We start from the raw sequence: 16,339 nt of genomic DNA on the forward strand, positions 1-16,339 counted from the left end.
CAATACTTTGGTGGTTTTCTGATTTGGGATAGGAACCTCCGGAGTTTTGTCCATTTATTAAGGTGTTTTGTCCATTTTCTTGGGTGTTTTGTCCATTTTTCACTGCGTTTTGTCCATTTAGACATTTTTTACCAACAAAAATACCCACCACGGTATGGAACTACCCATATTTCTACCATTTCCAGACATCCAATACAGGTCTCACAATAAAAAAAAGCTAAGCAGACTGAGTCCACTTAGCTAAGCAAGATTTATTTCGTTCCAAACAGTCTGTCGCCGGCGTCGCCTAGACCTGGTACGATGTAGCCATGGTCATTTAACTTTTCATCTAAGGCAGCGATGTAAATATCGACGTCTGGGTGTGCTTCCTTAACGGCCTCTACACCTTCTGGGGCAGCGATTAGACACATAAATTTGATATTTTTTGCTCCGCGCTTTTTCAAACTTTCGATTGCCACATTTGCGGATCCACCCGTTGCTAGCATCGGATCGACGACAATGAATTCACGTTCTTCAACATCACTAGGAAGCTTGATGTAGTATTCCACTGGCATTAATGTCTCCGGGTCACGATATAAGCCGATATGACCTACCTTAGCGGCTGGGATTAACTTTAAAACCCCATCAACCATTCCGATACCGGCGCGCAAAATCGGAACAATCCCAATTTTTTTCCCTGAGAGAACCTTTGATTTTGTCGGGCAGACAGGTGTTTCAATTTCGATATCTTCAAGTGACATATCCCTTGTGATTTCAAAAGCCATTAGTGTTGCGACTTCATCTACCAATTCACGAAACTCTTTTGTTCCTGTGTTTTTATCACGTATGTAAGTCAGCTTGTGCTGGATGAGTGGATGGTCGAAGACGTATACCTTTGCCACAATGATCGCCCCTTTTTTAAATTAATTTCAAACACTTCTTCTAATTTTACAGAAAAATAGTCCATAGAGCAACTTATCAACGAAAAAAAACGAGCTTACCGATATTTTCGGCAAGCTCCGTAATTAAGCAATTCTTGGTTCTAAGGAAGGAGTCCTTTGATCCTGATAAACAGTCAATACTGCACCCGCCATAATGAATACCGCAAAAATGATATTCCTAAACGAGAAATCGCCGCCAAGGAAAATGATATCTAAGAAAATCGCCCATGCAACATAAGAGATATTCAGTGCCATTGCACGAACAGGACCGATAAGTTTAATTGCTTGATAATAGAATACATATGAGAGCGTTCCGAATAAAGCAATAAGGCCAATTAACCAGAATGTGCCTGTTGAAGCAACCTTTACAGTTAAACCATGACCAACAAATATCGGAATTATTAATACCGCAAAGATAATCGCTGAAGTAAATTGTCTAATGAAAAGTGCTTGCATAGGCGAAACAACATCGTCCTTCATACCGTAAGCTGAGATAACAGATTCCATACCCCATCCAAAAATACAGAAAATGATGAACAGCAAACCTATGGAAAATGTTGTTCCAGAAATTAAGTTTCCTGAATAGCTAAGTGCAATTGTAAACCCAATACTCATTAACAAACCAGCCCAGTTCTTCAAAGAAAGTCTGTCTTTTAAAATAAAGAAAGCGAAAAATGCACCAACGGCTGGGAATATCGATGAGATCGTCGCCGTAAAGGACGCCCCAATACTTTGAACAGATAATACATAAAAAGTCATCCCTACTGGTCCACCAAGAGTGGCTGCCAACACAACCCACCAACCGGCTTTGGTTTTCAGCTTACTTACGGATGATTTCAATTCTCCGCGTACTGCCATTAAAATTAACATCCAAAATGCCGAGAACGCATCATGCAGGAAAGTACTTAAAAGTGGTGCTGCTAAAAGAATTTCCTCAAATTGCAAGAAAGTGGTTGATGCTAACGCATAACCTATTAATATTGTGTCGATCGCCCATGTCAATCCAGCGCCTAGGCCAATAGCGACACCTTTTCCATTAAATTTTTCCAAGTTGTTCTTCCCCCTTGAATTGTTGCAAAAATCCCTTCGCCCGGTTAAAACGAGTTATTCCGTACGATCCAAAATCTTCTCCGCCTGCTTCCTTCATTAACGCCCACAGCGTCCAAAGGAAATCAACAAAAATCTTATTTATAAGCAACTGCTCTTCACTTTCCCTTGTTACAACTCCCTCAAAGTACTCAAGCAAAAACAATTTTTCCTCAGATGGTGATAATTCAGCTTCAATAATATAAGCCGCAATATCCCAGAGCGGATCGTTCATACCGGAATATTCCCAGTCAATCAAGTACATCTTGTCGTTTCCACTTTTAACGAAATTTTCGGCAAGTGGGTCAACATGGCAAGGAACGAGCGGAATATTTAATGATTGATAATATTCCTGTAACTCCATCACCTGTTGCCGCACTTCCTCATGGCCGTCAAAAAGCTTACCCTTTAATTCAGCAATAACCGCTTCATATTCACCGGTTTTTTCAAACACACTGAAAACTGACCTAAATGACTCACCGGATGTATGCAACTTATTAAAAATAGCGGCCACTTGGGTCAGATTATCCTCCCGCTTACCCGTTTGCGGATTCAGGGTTTCGGCATTAGGGATAAACCGAACAATCTTCAAACCTGAATGTTCATTAAAATAGATTACTTCTGGCTGGATACCCAGCTTGTTTGCGACTTCCGTATTCACTTTTTCATCCAGACGATTAATATATTGCTCCGTCCCTTTACCAGGAATCCGGGCCGCGAACTCTTCCTCGCCAATCGTCACCTTAAAATTTCGATTGGTCAGACCGCCCAGCGCTTCCACCGACCCAACCATATCCACGTCAATTTTCAACGCATCTGCAACCACTTGCTTTAGCTCACGTTCCTTAAACTCAGCCTCTTTCGCCATCAACAAGGGGTAGAACTTATCAAGCACCTTACTATGCTGCTCACGGTCATCAATCTCCGCCCAAATCAAATCGGCAATTTTCAAAATCCCAATATCAATCTTCCGCGAAACATCTAACAGTAAATACTCATAGTTCACATACGGATTTTTATTCTTCCCATAAAAACAGAGCATTTCCTGATAAACCTCATACGAAAACTTCGTAATCCCCGTCATCTCACCATCAATACTATTTAACTGATGAATGTCTTTTGATATTTTAAAAAGGAACCCATTATGGAGTTCGATAAAAGCATCATCCCCAGAACCGCTTTCCTTCGTAATGAGGACGCAATCTCTTCCCGGATGATCGAGCACTTCACTAATGGCACGTTCCTCTATAAGGATGTCATCTTCAAACAAAATGAAATCATCGGTAATGTACTCTGCGGCAGCGGCTAGCGAGTACATGCTTCCTGTCCATAAATATCTTGGATTTTCCACAAAATGAATATTGGTTTTATCGTTAAGAAACTCTGCTTTTCCAAAGGCCTCTTTTTTATATCCCGTTACGATAATAATTTTTTCGATCCCTTGATTCTCAAGAATCGTAATCGTTCTTTCTAATAGTGTGGTATCCTTTATCGGCAACAGACAAGCGGGCCTATCGAATTCGGCTTTTTCCCCAGCCGCCAGAATGACGGCTTGCTTCACCGTTCTTCGTTCATTGTTATGTAGCCTAACCCTGGTTTCATGAAGTTGGTCCAATTCATTTTTTAAATAGTCTATCCCTGCTTGGGTAAGCAAATAGCAGCGGGTTTTTCCTTCATTTTGAGAAATGATTAGTTTCTCTTCAGCCAATTGATTGAGAGTATAATTCACCTTTCCAACTGAAAGGTTACATAGCTTTGCAAGTGATCTTTGAGTAATTTCAGGGTTTTTTGATAACGTGATTAGCATCTGAAATTTTTGCACCTGAGGAACAACCTCCTAATATGTTCATTTTTTGAACAGTGGTATCATAGCATATATTTCTTCTCTCGCATATAGAATTAATGTGACCATTTTTAAAACATGATAACTCGCCTCGAGATGACGACAAAAAAATCGGCCCCTTATGGGCCGATTCTTCTGACGTGTTTAATATTCTGGATAAAGCGTGAATTTGCTTGTCAGCGCTTCTACTCGTGCAGCTGCTTCCTGCAGCTTCGCTTCATCTTCGTGATTTTTCAACGTATACGCGATAATTGAAGCAATTTCGTCCATTTCAACCAAACCGAAGCCACGACTTGTTACCGCAGCTGTTCCAATGCGGACACCGCTCGTTACAAATGGACTCTGCGGATCAAATGGAATCGTGTTTTTGTTTACAGTGATTCCAATTTCATCAAGCACTTTTTCCGCCACTTTACCTGTTAAGCCGAGGGTCTGAAGGTCAAGCAAGAGCAGGTGATTATCCGTACCGCCTGAGACAAGCTTAAGCCCTTCTTTTTCCAAGCCTTCTGCAAGGCGCTTAGCGTTAACGATGATGTTCTCCGCATATTCCTTAAAGCTATCTTGAAGTACTTCACCAAAGGCAACAGCTTTTGCCGCAATTACATGCATTAGCGGACCGCCTTGAATTCCTGGGAAGATCGATTTATCAATTTTCTTGCCAAATTCTTCTTTACAAAGAATCATTCCGCCACGTGGCCCGCGAAGTGTTTTATGCGTTGTGGTTGTCACAAAATCCGCATAGGGAACAGGGCTTTGATGCAGACCTGCAGCCACAAGTCCGGCGATATGCGCCATATCCACCATTAAATAGGCGCCCACTTCATCAGCAATCTCACGGAACTTTGCAAAATCAATTTCTCTTGGGTACGCACTTGCTCCTGCCACAATCAGTTTGGGTTTATGCTCAAGAGCTTTCGCCAATACATCGTCATAGTTAATCCGTTGGGAGACTTCATCCACACCATATTCAACAAACTTATATTGAATACCGCTAAAGTTTACCGGGCTGCCGTGTGTTAAATGGCCGCCATGGGAAAGGTTCATCCCAAGCACCGTGTCACCTTGCTCGAGAATCGTAAAGTATACGGCCATATTTGCTTGAGCGCCTGAATGCGGCTGGACATTGACATACTCTGCACCAAAGATTTCCTTAGCGCGCTCGCGAGCTAAATCCTCGACGATATCCACATATTCACAACCACCGTAATAACGGCGACCTGGATAGCCTTCTGCATATTTGTTGGTTAAAACAGAACCCTGCGCTTCCATGATCGCTTCACTAACAAAGTTTTCTGAGGCAATGAGTTCAATTTTGCTGCGTTGACGGCCTAATTCTTTTTGAATCGCTTCAAAAACCTGCCCGTCCTGACCTTGCAAATGCTTCATAATTATCCCCCTTATATGTATGGACCTATATTTTCGAAAAATTCCCTCTTTATTTTAGCACGTTTCTATCTAAAATTAAAAGATGTAAGAAGGTCAGACCTTAGCCTGACCCTATCAGTTATGTACAGCTGAGGTTATCCTGATTTCGTTCATATACGGCCCGAGGACCGCCGATGAGTTTTGGACGAGTTTTCGCTAATGTCACATGGGCGTGGCCGACACTCTTTTGCCCGACACGAACAGGGACGGCGACATGTTTGATGTGCATGCCGATTAACGTGTTGCCGATATCGATTCCAGCATCGGCTTTTATAAACTCAACGACGACGGCATCCTCTAGCATATCAAATGCATACGTCGCCATCGCACCGCCTGCTGTCCGAACCGGAACAACCGACACCTCATCAAAGCCTCGTTCCGCCGCTACCGCTCTTTCCACGACAAGTGCCCTGTTCAAATGCTCGCAGCATTGGAACGCCAAGCTGACACCTGCACCTTGCGCAAACTGGCTCAACCTGCGGAAAATCATTTCAGCAACCTCAACCGTCCCCGCCGTGCCAATTTTTTTGCCGATTACTTCACTTGTACTGCAGCCGATCACTACGAGCTGCCCTGGATTCAAGGATGCTTGTACCGCAAACTCCGAAAGGATGAATTCAAGCTCTTTTTCCCATGATTGAATCATCTTGTCCATGTCCATCCTAGTTATTCTCGTATTCGCTGATTTTACCTACGCGTGTTGCGTGGCGTCCGCCTTCAAAACCTTCCGTTAACCAAATCTTGGCAATGTCACGCGCCAGTCCTGGCCCAATGACGCGTTCTCCCATCGCCAGAACATTGGTGTCATTATGTGCCCGGGTTGCTTTTGCACTAAAGGTATCGTGGACAAGAGCACAGCGAATCCCCTTCACCTTGTTGGCCGCAATACTCATGCCAATCCCCGTTCCGCAAATCAAAACCCCGCGGTCAAACTCGCCGCTGGCAACCTTCTGCGCAACCGGAAGTGCGTAATCTGGATAATCCACAGACGTCTCGCACTCACAACCAAAATCCACATATTCAATTCCAAGCTCGTCCATTAAACTAGCTATTTCTTTGCGAATATTCACTCCGCCATGATCTGATGCCAAAGCCACTTTCATATTCATTCCTCCTGTTTAGTTATCTGCTTTAATATTGACATACTGGTAAAAAAATATAAAGCGAAATAGGTGACTTGAGCACCTACAAAAAAACCGAATGCATCTGCACTCGGATCCTAAGACTATAATTTTTCGATCGCTTTGTTTATCCATTTTTCTAAATCTTGATACGTTTCTTGATAGATCTTCAAGTTGCCGCCAAAGGGATCGACAACGTCGTGGTCATAGGTTTCGCCGCTGAATTCCTTCAAGGTGAAAAGCTTTTTCCAGCACTCAGGATATTGCTGGAGAATCGCCGTCTTATGTGAAGCCGTCATGGTTAAAATTAAATCTGCCCAATCGACCTCATCCTTCGTAAGCAAACTGGATTGATGATGATGGTCAATCCCCTTTTCATCAAGCACTCTTTGGGCATGAGCGGACGCCTCACCTCCATTGGCCGCATATACCCCTGCCGATCTAACTTCGACACCATCCAGATTTTTATTTTTCAAGATAGCTTCTGCCATTGGACTCCGGCACGTATTTCCCGTACAAACAAACAATATGCGCTGCAATTGAGTCAGCCACCTTTCCCTCTATGATATGTATTATTTTAACAAAATTTTTTCGAATGGACAAAGCATTACAAAAACCCTTCTAAAGATCGTGGATGGTCATTAGAAAAGAGGCATAAGCAACTTGATTCCGAAGGCTAACAGGATACTGCCGCCCAAAGCCTCACCATAGTACCCAAGCCAGCCTTGAAATTTCCTCCCGAGCATCAACCCCGACCATGTTAAAATGGCAGCGGCAACACCGAAGAAAGCAATAACCAAAATGGTTTTCGCGCCATAAATTCCTAACGTTAATCCAAGCGAAAAGCTATCAAGGCTCACACTTAAGGCAAATAAAAGCAGCCCAAAACCTGCAGGTGCCAGCAACGTACTCTTCTCGTCTTTTTTGACCCCGCCCCAAATCATCTGCAAACCTAACAAAATTAACAGCAAACCTCCTAGCAATGAGGCAAACGTTCCGAATTTCTCAGATAAAAATTTTCCGGCAAACATTCCTACAAACGGCATCCAAACATGAAAAAAGCCAATAGTAATTCCAATGCTAAAAATTTGCCTTAACCGCAATTTAAACATGCCCATCCCAAGTCCTACGGAAAAGGCATCCATCCCTAATGCAAACGCCATTAACAACAGCGTAATAATTTCCCCAATCATACTTGCCCTCCCCTCAGACTTGCCCTTATTCAAGATATGCACGTCCAAAATGATTTAGAAGTTAACAAGGATTAGCTGGTTCAAAAAAATACCAGTCGTGCTGACTGGCATTTACTCATTTATTATTCTATTTCCGGCTGCTTTTTGCAGGCGATTCATAATCGCGTGACCAACACCGGTATTCGGAAACATTTCACTAAAAATAATGTCCACCTTTTCCTGATTAAAAGCCCTTAAGGTATCATAAAGCGCCGTCGCCACCGTCTCAAGCTCCGAACGTTTTCCGCAGGCTAAAACAAGCGCCGCATTGTACTCGCTGCGATTTTCCTTTGTGGTCAGGATACCGACACGTAAACCGTCCCGCTGTTTTTCTTCAACCAGCTCCTGCAGGAATACTTTGCTTCCATTAACTAAATACAAGGGGGCATCCGGTGCATAGTGCTTGTATTTCATCCCCGGTGATTTTGGTTTCGACGCCTCGTCTAGGAGTGCAGGATCCAACTGCACCTCACCAATGACCGCCTCTATCTGCTCTTTTGTTACCCCACCTGGTCTTAAAATGACTGGAATCGATTCCGTACAATCAATAACTGTTGATTCCACACCGACACCCGTTGGACCACCATCGAGCACGCCAGATATTTTTCCATTTAGATCATCCAGCACATGCCCGGCGTTTGTAGGCGAAGGTTTCCCCGAGCTATTCGCGCTCGGAGCCGCAATCGGTAGCTGACAGGCCTGCAGCAACGCCAGCGCGACAGGATGATCTGGAAGCCTAACAGCAACTGTATCTAAGCCCGCTGTTGCTTTTTCAGACAGAATACCATGTTTCTTTTTAAAAATAATCGTCAATGGACCTGGCCAAAACTTGTCCATTAACCTTTCCGCTTTCTCTGGAACTTCTTTCACAAAGCGAGTAAGCTGCTGTTTATCCGCAATGTGGATAATCAGTGGATTATCACTCGGTCGTCCCTTGGCCATGAAAATTTTCGCGACTGCCTCATCGCTTTCTGCGTTCCCGCCTAAGCCGTAAACTGTCTCTGTCGGCAGGGCAACTACCTCATTTTCCCGTAAAAAATGGGCAGCATCCACAACCTGTGGATTATTTTCAAGTTTATCCACATATTTATCCACGATCCATACTTTTGTGTCCATAGTTATCCACCTTTATTTAAAACGCGTATATTATCGAAATTTGCCGAAATTAGGCTCTTAGTCTCATATTTCCTTTGAAAGTATAAAAGATGCTGAGGATAAATACAAGGTCTTATCCACAAATTGTGCATAACAATGTTAAAAATGGGGATAACTTTGGGGATTCTTCAACAATCATAGTGAAAATTTTAAAAATAACGAGTTATCCACATTTAAAACGTGTCGAATGTGTTCTAACTTGTAAAACTCAACGGGTAAATCGTCCCTATCCACAATCTTAAACCCAAGCAGTTCAAAAAATCCAATTGCCGCTCCTTTATTCGTTGCTAAAAATAAATCGCTCAACCCTTTGTCCTTTGCTAGTTGGAGCATTTGATTAAATAGAAGGAGAATATCCTTATCCGCCTGTCCCGTTGTCACCGCTAACGAACGAAGTAGCCCGAACTCCTTGATCGCCTCCATTCCAAGTGTACCCTTAACATTAGAATCCTCATCCTCTAGCAGCAAAAAGTACTCTACCGTTTCCTCGGTTAATCCATCTGTCCCCAAACTAGCCAGTGTTAAAAACTCTCTCAATTTTCCTAAATCCTCTTGATTGGCGCAGCGAATAAGTGCTTGCATTCCAACACCCCATTTCCTTATGTTACTCTATTATTATGAATTAATAGAGTAAATAGAACGGTTGGTATGAGAACTCTAGTGAAATTTTTTGTTCTTTTATAAGAAAAAGTCTCGGTTAACTTGGCTGTTGATTTGCGCTCCAGGCACTTCGCTTTCCGCGGGCGGTCCGGTGAGCCTCCTCGTCGCTTCGCTCCTGCGGGGTCTCACCAGCCCCGTACTCCCGCAGGAGTCTCGCGCCTTCCGCTCCAATCAACATAGTTATAAAATCAACAATAACCTCTAACAGAACCAAGAAAAAAGGGTGAGCCTCTACTTTTCGTAGTAGCGTCTCACCCTTTCAATTAGAATTCTCTTCTAATGGAAGATGCTCTCCCATAATTCGATTACAAAGAATTTAACTTTAACCGGCTGCTCGTCTTCCGCTGTATAAACAGGAGCTGACTCTTCTTCTATACTCTCGTCGCTCTCTTCGATACCATCTATAATTACAGGTTCTTCTTCTTCAACTACTATATCTGTCGGTTCATCCCTATCAACCGGCTTTTTTTTCAATACTTCTTCTTCAACTTCTACTTCCTCTATAACATCTACTTCTTCTACTTTTGGTTCCATCATTGCTGCCTTGACCGTTTGATTATCCTCAAAGCCATCACCAACAGCCACTCCATTAGAGAAGTCCAGGAAACATAATGGTGGATAAAGCACGCACCACCAATTGGCGCCTACCCCTTCACCCAATGTAATTAAGATCGCTTGGTATTCTCCCGCTGGATATAAAAATTGTCCATATAATTTCGTCGGAAACTGAACCTTGCCAAACTCCACGTTTACATCCTGGGTTGACTTTTGTTCAGCGACAACCTTTTCAGCAATCTTCTGGATTTCCGGAACCTTTGATTGAATTACCTCTTTTGCTTTTTCTAGTGAGGTTAAATCCTGAACCCATAAGGTAATTTGCGCATTCACGGCATCGCGGACCTTTCGTTTAATCTCCTGATCAGGCCCTGAATCACTATTAGCAAGAATCCTCAGGCGAATCGCCTCACCCGGAATGACAATCGAATCCTTCGCGATTGCTTCATTTTTCGGCATATATAAATTTAAAATCGTCGCAAACGATAAAATGATTAAATAAGACCAGACTAACACTTTACTATTCATGCTTGGCACCGTCCCTTCACTATCTACATTGTGGACAGAAACCAAGAATCTTAAACTATTAAATTTTTAAAAAATGAGAGATTTACTTTTTACTGTACTTTTGCTGCAGAATAAAGCGCTCTTTTAGACATTTCCCCTTTTAATCGAAGGGGTTTTGTCCGTTCATCGAGCTTATGAAAGACATTTCCATCCTTCACCGACACCGTTTTGTCGTTCATCGAGCTTATGAACGACTTTTCCATCCTTCGCCGACACCGTTTTGTCGTTCATCGAGCTCGCCGAAAAAACCCCAGAGTCTTAGTCTCCGGAGTTAATTTCTGCAAACACCATGCGGTCCTTGCCGTTAATATCATTGACGATTTCCACTTTAACGTCTTCAAATGCCTTTTTAAAAAGGTCGGCTACCGCTTCCCCCTGACCAGCCCCAATTTCAAACGCAACGAGCGCGCTAGCAGCTAGCACCTGTGGAAGCTCGACCATAAAGCGGCGATAAAAGTCGAGACCATCGTCTCCGGCAAACAACGCCCGGTGAGGTTCATGCTCAGTGACTACCTCGGACATTGTGTTGATGTCATCGACAGGAATATAGGGCGGGTTCGAAACCACAACATCCATCCGCTGACCGATAAACGGCTGAAGCAAATCCCCACGGACAAATTCAACATCTGCTCCTAGCCGCTGAGCATTCTCCCTCGCCACTGCCAAGGAATCCTCAGCAATATCAGAAGCATAAACCTGTAAGGACGGTCGTTCCAGCTTCAGGCTAATCGCAATTGCTCCGCTGCCCGTGCCAATATCGACAAGCTTTAACTCCTCACGTTCGAGGCTATTCATTCGTTTCAAGGTTTCAAAAACAAGCTCTTCTGTTTCCGGCCTCGGAATCAGGACCGCTTCATTCACAGTAAACACCCGCCCATAAAACTCCTCATGACCGATGATATATTGAATCGGCGTCCCCTTGTAATGTTCCTTGACGGCAGTCTCAAATTTAGTCCATTGCTCTGGTGTTAATTCCTCACGAATATTGGCAAACAGCTGTGCCCGCGTCATATCCGTGAAATGGCGGAGCAACAATTCACCTGCATTGGCATCCCTATTTGCTTTTTCTAAAAAAGAAGAAGCCCATTTCAGAGCTTCGAACACTTTTTTATTCATCGGACGCATGTTCAAGCTTTTTCGATTGATCTTCAAGAACTAATGCATCAATCACATCATCAAGCTTGCCTTCGATTATTTGATCGAGCTTTTGAATCGTTAACCCGATACGGTGATCAGTAACGCGATTTTGCGGAAAGTTATAGGTACGAATACGCTCTGAACGATCACCGGTACCTACCGCAGATTTACGAACTTGATCAAGCTCTGCTTGCGCTTCCTGCTGGAATTTATCATAAACACGCGCACGTAACACCTTCATCGCTTTGTCTTTGTTTTTATGCTGGGATTTTTCATCCTGGATAGAAACGACGATACCTGTTGGTAAATGCGTTAACCGAACTGCTGACATCGTCGTGTTAACACTCTGTCCGCCAGCGCCACTTGAAGCAAAGGCATCAAAGCGAATATCCTTTTCATGGATTTCATATTCAAATTCTTCCGCTTCCGGCAAGCAAGCAACCGTTGCCGTTGACGTATGAATTCGCCCGCCTGATTCTGTTTCTGGCACACGTTGTACCCGGTGCGCGCCATTTTCAAATTTTAGTTTTGAGAATGCGCCCTTACCCGTAATCATAAAAATAATCTCTTTGTAGCCGCCAAGACCTGTCGGACTCGCATCCATTACTTCCGTTTTCCAGCCCTGTGCATCAGCAAAGCGGCTGTACATACGGTATAATGTGCCGGCAAATAATGCCGCCTCGTCTCCGCCAGCAGCTCCGCGGATTTCCATGATAACGTTCTTGTCATCATTCGGGTCTTTTGGAACGAGAAGAAGCTTCATTTTCGCTTCTAACTCTTCTACCTGTGCTTCGAGCTCACTGACTTCTTCCTTAACCATTTCCCGCATATCCGCATCAAGCTTATCCTCAAGCATCAATTTGGCATCCTTGAGTTCTTCACGCGTCTCTTTATATTGACGATACGTTTGAACTGTCTCTTGTATATCAGATTGTTCTTTCGAATATTCACGTAGCTTCTTTGAATCATTAATTATTGTTGGATCGCTTAAAAGTTCATTTAGCCTTTCATAACGATCTTCAACCGATTGAAGACGATCGTACACAGTTACTCACCTCTATTTTAGTCCATAACATTATAATTATAGTATAGGTGAAAACCCCCGTCAAAACCAAATTAGTTGAAGATAAATTTTTCCTGTTTTTGGTGACAAAAAAAAGCTGCCAATAGGGAAAAAAACATGCCCTTAAACAGAGCATGTTATCTTACGCGTACCTTAATATAATAACGCGGCAAGGATTGGACAAGGTCCTTTTCCAAGCGCTCGATATCATTAATATTATGTTGACCCTTTGGATTCACGGTTACGATCATTCTGTCGCCGCTGTTGCTGACACGAACAGAAGTTAACTCAAAGTCAGCTGATTTATTAACAACCTGTTTAGCCTTATCGATATCTGAGCCAAAGTTGTTCCTATTCGCTTCTCCATCTGTTCCGATTCTTCGAATATCAAGGAAATTAGGGTTTTGACCAGTAATATCATCCTGCACCTGGTGCTGACGATTAATATTCTCGTGGTTTGCACGATTCGACATGAAGTTCGGATTACTCTGGTCCGTTCGCAAATCATATGCAGTTTCTTCATTTCTAGCCTGACACGCGGTTAACATAATCATCATAAGTAAAATGAGAAATATCCACTTTTTCAAAAATGTCACCTCCCATTTACTAGCATGCCCGCTCGCGGATTGAACAGTTCAGTGAAATCCTTCCATTTTAATAAAGGCTGTGTTAACCAAGTCTGTTGATTTGCGCTTAAATAACCAGCGAAAGTAAAATAAGCGAAGATTTTCCGGTTATTTGAAAAATGGAGCTCGTTTCGTGGAATATAAGCGGAGATTTTCCGGTTATGCTATGCAAAATCCCCCATTTTTATGTTTTTTATATAAATAGGCGGAATCTCTCCGTCTATTTAGGCTATTTTTAATGCTTTTTACCAAATAAGCGGAATTTCTCCGTCTATTTAGATTCTTAAATTTTATAAAATCAACAATAACCTTTAACATAGGTTAATAAAAAAAAGCCCAAGAGGCGCTCCTCTTAGACTTAGACTGTCAGGCTATTTTACTACACTTGCGTATGTAGCGGCTGTTTTTGGAACTTCGTGATGGTGACGACAGCGCGGTTCGTAAGCTTCCGCTGCACCGACTAAGATGACTGGGTCATGGTAGGAAGCCGGACTGCCGTTGATGAGTCTCTGTGTTCTGCTTGATGGTGAACCACATACCGTACAGACTGCCTGAAGCTTAGTAACTTGTTCAGCAACTGCCATCAGCGCCGGCATTTGGCCAAAGGGCTCGCCACGGAAATCCATATCAAGTCCTGCGACAACGATACGATGACCTCTGTCGGCAAGCTGTTGAACGATCCTGACAATGCCTTCATCAAAAAATTGAACCTCATCGATGGCGACGATATCGATATCTGCCTCTACATGATGCAGAATCTCAATCGAATGAGAAATTTGCTTCGCCTGAAAAGAAGAACCATTATGAGAAACGACAGATTGTTCTGCGTAGCGATTATCTAATTTTGGTTTGAATACAGCAATTTTTTGTTTAGCGAATTGAGCACGTCTGACACGACGAATCAATTCTTCTGATTTACCCGAAAACATACTACCACAGATAACCTCAACCCATCCGAGTTGCTTCATCAAATACATAAATCGGCGTCTCCTTCCAAAGCACAAAGCCTCTTATAGAATCTATAATAATTTTTAATAAGTTCATTTAAATTAAAAAACAGGCAAGTAAGTTTCTGCTTGCCTGTTTTGAGTAATTATTGTTGTTGCGCGTTTGGATCTTTAAGGCCGTACTTTTTGTTGAAACGGTCTACACGTCCGCCAGCTTCAGCGAATTTTTGACGACCAGTATAGAATGGATGACATTCTGAACATGTTTCAACGCGAATTTCATTTTTAACTGAACCAGTTTCAAAAGTATTTCCGCAAGCACATGTCACCTGTACCATTTTATAATTTGGATGAATTCCTGCTTTCATTCTTTTCATCTCCTTCCGCCCTGAATCTTTCGAGACAGAGTTATCATAAATGCAAGGCTTTAAGACCTTTGCACAATATACTAAAAACACACTGGAATTATTATAACAAGGTCACCCTGTTTTGGCAAGTTGGGATTTTGTGGATTTCTTCTCTTTTACATAGATGTTGATTGGAGCTCCAGGCACTTCGCTTTCCGCAGGCGTGCCGGGGAGCCTCCTCGGCGCTTAAGCGCCTGTGAGGTCTCCCCAGCCCCGTACTCCTGCAGGAGTCTCGTGCCTTCCGCTCCAATCAACAGAGTTAGCAAAATCACCAATTGGCCTACAGACTTAATTAAATTAAGACCGTCTTCCTTTTAGTTCTTCCCCAATTTGGGTGAAGAATTCTTCGTTGGATTTTGTTTGGCGCAGCTTTTTCAAGAAGCGTTCGACAAAATCGGGTGAGTCTTGCATTGATTTTCTGATGGCCCATAATTTATCGAGATGGTCCTTCGGAAGAAGCAATTCTTCTTTCCGCGTTCCTGAACGACGAATGTCAAGTGCTGGGAAGATGCGGCGTTCAGCGAGCTGACGATCAAGATGGAGCTCCATATTGCCTGTCCCTTTAAATTCTTCATAAATGACATCGTCCATACGTGAACCCGTGTCAACTAATGCGGTTGCCAGAATTGTTAAGCTTCCGCCTTCCTCGATGTTACGCGCTGCACCGAAGAAACGTTTTGGACGGTGGAAGGCTGCTGGGTCGATACCGCCGGAAAGCGTTCTGCCGCTTGGCGGGATGACTAGGTTGTAGGCACGTGCCAAACGGGTGATGCTGTCCATTAAAATGACGACATCGCGTTTGTGCTCGACTAAACGCATCGCGCGGTCGAGGACAAGCTCGGCCACTTTTATATGGTTTTCTGGCACTTCATCAAAAGTTGAGCTTACAACGTCACCGACAACAGAACGTTCAATATCGGTCACCTCTTCGGGACGCTCATCAATTAGAAGCACGATTAATTCCACTTCCGGGTGGTTTAAGGTAATGCTGTTAGCAATTTCTTTTAACAGCATCGTTTTACCCGCTTTTGGTGGTGCAACAATTAAGCCCCTTTGTCCAAAACCAACTGGAGCAACGACATCCATAATTCTTGTGGAAAGATATTTTGGAGTTGTTTCGAGTTTCATGTGTCTATCTGGATAAAGAGGAGTTAATCCTGGGAAGTGAACGCGTTCTTTAGCAGATTCCGGGTCTTCACCGTTAACCGCTTCTACATGTAAAAGTCCGTAGTATCGTTCATTTTCTTTAGGAGGTCGAACCTTACCGGATACTTTATCACCATTGCGAAGGTCAAAACGGCGGATTTGCGATGCGGAAATATAAATATCTTCTGAGCTTGGCGAATAGTTAATCGGTCGTAAGAAACCAAAGCCCTCTGACTGAATAATTTCTAAAACACCTTGCATAAAGAAATATCCTTGCTGCTCGGCACGGGCCTTTAATATAGCAAAAATTAGTTCCTTTTTTGATAATTTGCTGTAGTAGGTTACTTTATATTCGCGAGCTAGCTCATAAAGTTCCTTCAGCTTCATACTTTCTAAACTTGAAATTGTTAATTCCATTTGTGCACCACACTTATTATATTTTTTCTCTA

General features: G+C 43.0%; 18 protein-coding genes. All 18 read right to left on the bottom strand.

Features of this window, described 5'->3' with window-relative positions; translation table 11 throughout:
* Positions 1-251: 251 nt before the first annotated feature.
* The gene (gene upp, locus NSS81_RS11275; protein ID WP_342433591.1) at positions 252-881 is read right to left on the bottom strand and encodes a uracil phosphoribosyltransferase; all 630 of its coding nucleotides are present in this window, start codon (positions 879-881) and stop codon (positions 252-254) included.
* Between the two features lie 123 nt (positions 882-1,004).
* Complete coding sequence (locus tag NSS81_RS11280) at positions 1,005-1,970, bottom strand: DMT family transporter (RefSeq protein WP_342433592.1); 966 nt, start codon at positions 1,968-1,970, stop codon at positions 1,005-1,007.
* Positions 1,957-3,828, bottom strand: a complete 1,872-nt coding sequence (locus NSS81_RS11285) for an NTP transferase domain-containing protein (protein ID WP_342433593.1) — start codon at positions 3,826-3,828, stop codon at positions 1,957-1,959. Before NSS81_RS11285 ends, NSS81_RS11280 begins: the two co-directional genes overlap by 14 nt.
* A 165-nt stretch (positions 3,829-3,993) precedes the next feature.
* Positions 3,994-5,235 carry a serine hydroxymethyltransferase gene (glyA, locus tag NSS81_RS11290; protein WP_342433594.1) on the bottom strand — a complete coding sequence of 414 codons (1,242 nt, stop codon included), beginning with the start codon at positions 5,233-5,235 and terminating at the stop codon, positions 3,994-3,996.
* A gap of 118 nt (positions 5,236-5,353) precedes the next feature.
* Positions 5,354-5,920: a TIGR01440 family protein gene (locus NSS81_RS11295; RefSeq protein ID WP_342433998.1), complete on the bottom strand. Its 567-nt coding sequence runs from the start codon at positions 5,918-5,920 to the stop codon at positions 5,354-5,356.
* Positions 5,921-5,936: 16 nt separating this feature from the next.
* Positions 5,937-6,377: a ribose 5-phosphate isomerase B gene (gene rpiB / locus NSS81_RS11300; protein WP_342433595.1), complete on the bottom strand. Its 441-nt coding sequence runs from the start codon at positions 6,375-6,377 to the stop codon at positions 5,937-5,939.
* 122 nt (positions 6,378-6,499) lie between these two features.
* Positions 6,500-6,934, bottom strand: coding sequence for a low molecular weight protein arginine phosphatase (locus NSS81_RS11305; RefSeq protein ID WP_342433596.1), 435 nt, complete (start codon positions 6,932-6,934; stop codon positions 6,500-6,502).
* A gap of 102 nt (positions 6,935-7,036) precedes the next feature.
* Positions 7,037-7,588, bottom strand: coding sequence for a manganese efflux pump MntP family protein (locus NSS81_RS11310; protein ID WP_342433597.1), 552 nt, complete (start codon positions 7,586-7,588; stop codon positions 7,037-7,039).
* Between the two features lie 111 nt (positions 7,589-7,699).
* Positions 7,700-8,743, bottom strand: a complete 1,044-nt coding sequence (locus NSS81_RS11315) for an L-threonylcarbamoyladenylate synthase (RefSeq protein ID WP_342433598.1) — start codon at positions 8,741-8,743, stop codon at positions 7,700-7,702.
* A 174-nt stretch (positions 8,744-8,917) separates the two neighbouring features.
* Positions 8,918-9,364: a hypothetical protein gene (locus tag NSS81_RS11320; protein WP_342433599.1), complete on the bottom strand. Its 447-nt coding sequence runs from the start codon at positions 9,362-9,364 to the stop codon at positions 8,918-8,920.
* A gap of 354 nt (positions 9,365-9,718) precedes the next feature.
* Entirely contained in the window at positions 9,719-10,525 is an 807-nt protein-coding gene (spoIIR, locus tag NSS81_RS11325; protein ID WP_342433600.1) for a stage II sporulation protein R, read from the bottom strand.
* Between the two features lie 89 nt (positions 10,526-10,614).
* On the bottom strand, positions 10,615-10,743 hold the full coding sequence (locus NSS81_RS11330; protein ID WP_342433601.1) for a hypothetical protein: 129 nt from the start codon (positions 10,741-10,743) through the stop codon (positions 10,615-10,617).
* Between the two features lie 79 nt (positions 10,744-10,822).
* Entirely contained in the window at positions 10,823-11,680 is an 858-nt protein-coding gene (gene prmC / locus NSS81_RS11335) for a peptide chain release factor N(5)-glutamine methyltransferase (protein ID WP_342433999.1), read from the bottom strand.
* Complete coding sequence (gene prfA, locus NSS81_RS11340; protein ID WP_342433602.1) at positions 11,673-12,746, bottom strand: peptide chain release factor 1; 1,074 nt, start codon at positions 12,744-12,746, stop codon at positions 11,673-11,675. Before prfA ends, prmC begins: the two co-directional genes overlap by 8 nt.
* A gap of 155 nt (positions 12,747-12,901) precedes the next feature.
* Positions 12,902-13,351, bottom strand: coding sequence for a hypothetical protein (locus NSS81_RS11345; protein WP_342433603.1), 450 nt, complete (start codon positions 13,349-13,351; stop codon positions 12,902-12,904).
* Positions 13,352-13,761: 410 nt separating this feature from the next.
* The gene (locus tag NSS81_RS11350) at positions 13,762-14,367 is read right to left on the bottom strand and encodes a thymidine kinase (RefSeq protein ID WP_342433604.1); all 606 of its coding nucleotides are present in this window, start codon (positions 14,365-14,367) and stop codon (positions 13,762-13,764) included.
* A gap of 116 nt (positions 14,368-14,483) precedes the next feature.
* Entirely contained in the window at positions 14,484-14,705 is a 222-nt protein-coding gene (rpmE, locus tag NSS81_RS11355) for a 50S ribosomal protein L31 (protein WP_179158036.1), read from the bottom strand.
* A 336-nt stretch (positions 14,706-15,041) separates the two neighbouring features.
* Positions 15,042-16,307 carry a transcription termination factor Rho gene (gene rho / locus NSS81_RS11360; RefSeq protein ID WP_342434000.1) on the bottom strand — a complete coding sequence of 422 codons (1,266 nt, stop codon included), beginning with the start codon at positions 16,305-16,307 and terminating at the stop codon, positions 15,042-15,044.
* Between the last annotated feature and the right edge of the window lie 32 nt (positions 16,308-16,339).

The sequence above is a fragment of the Neobacillus sp. FSL H8-0543 genome (assembly GCF_038592905.1).
Taxonomy (GTDB): Bacteria; Bacillota; Bacilli; order Bacillales; family Cytobacillaceae; genus Neobacillus.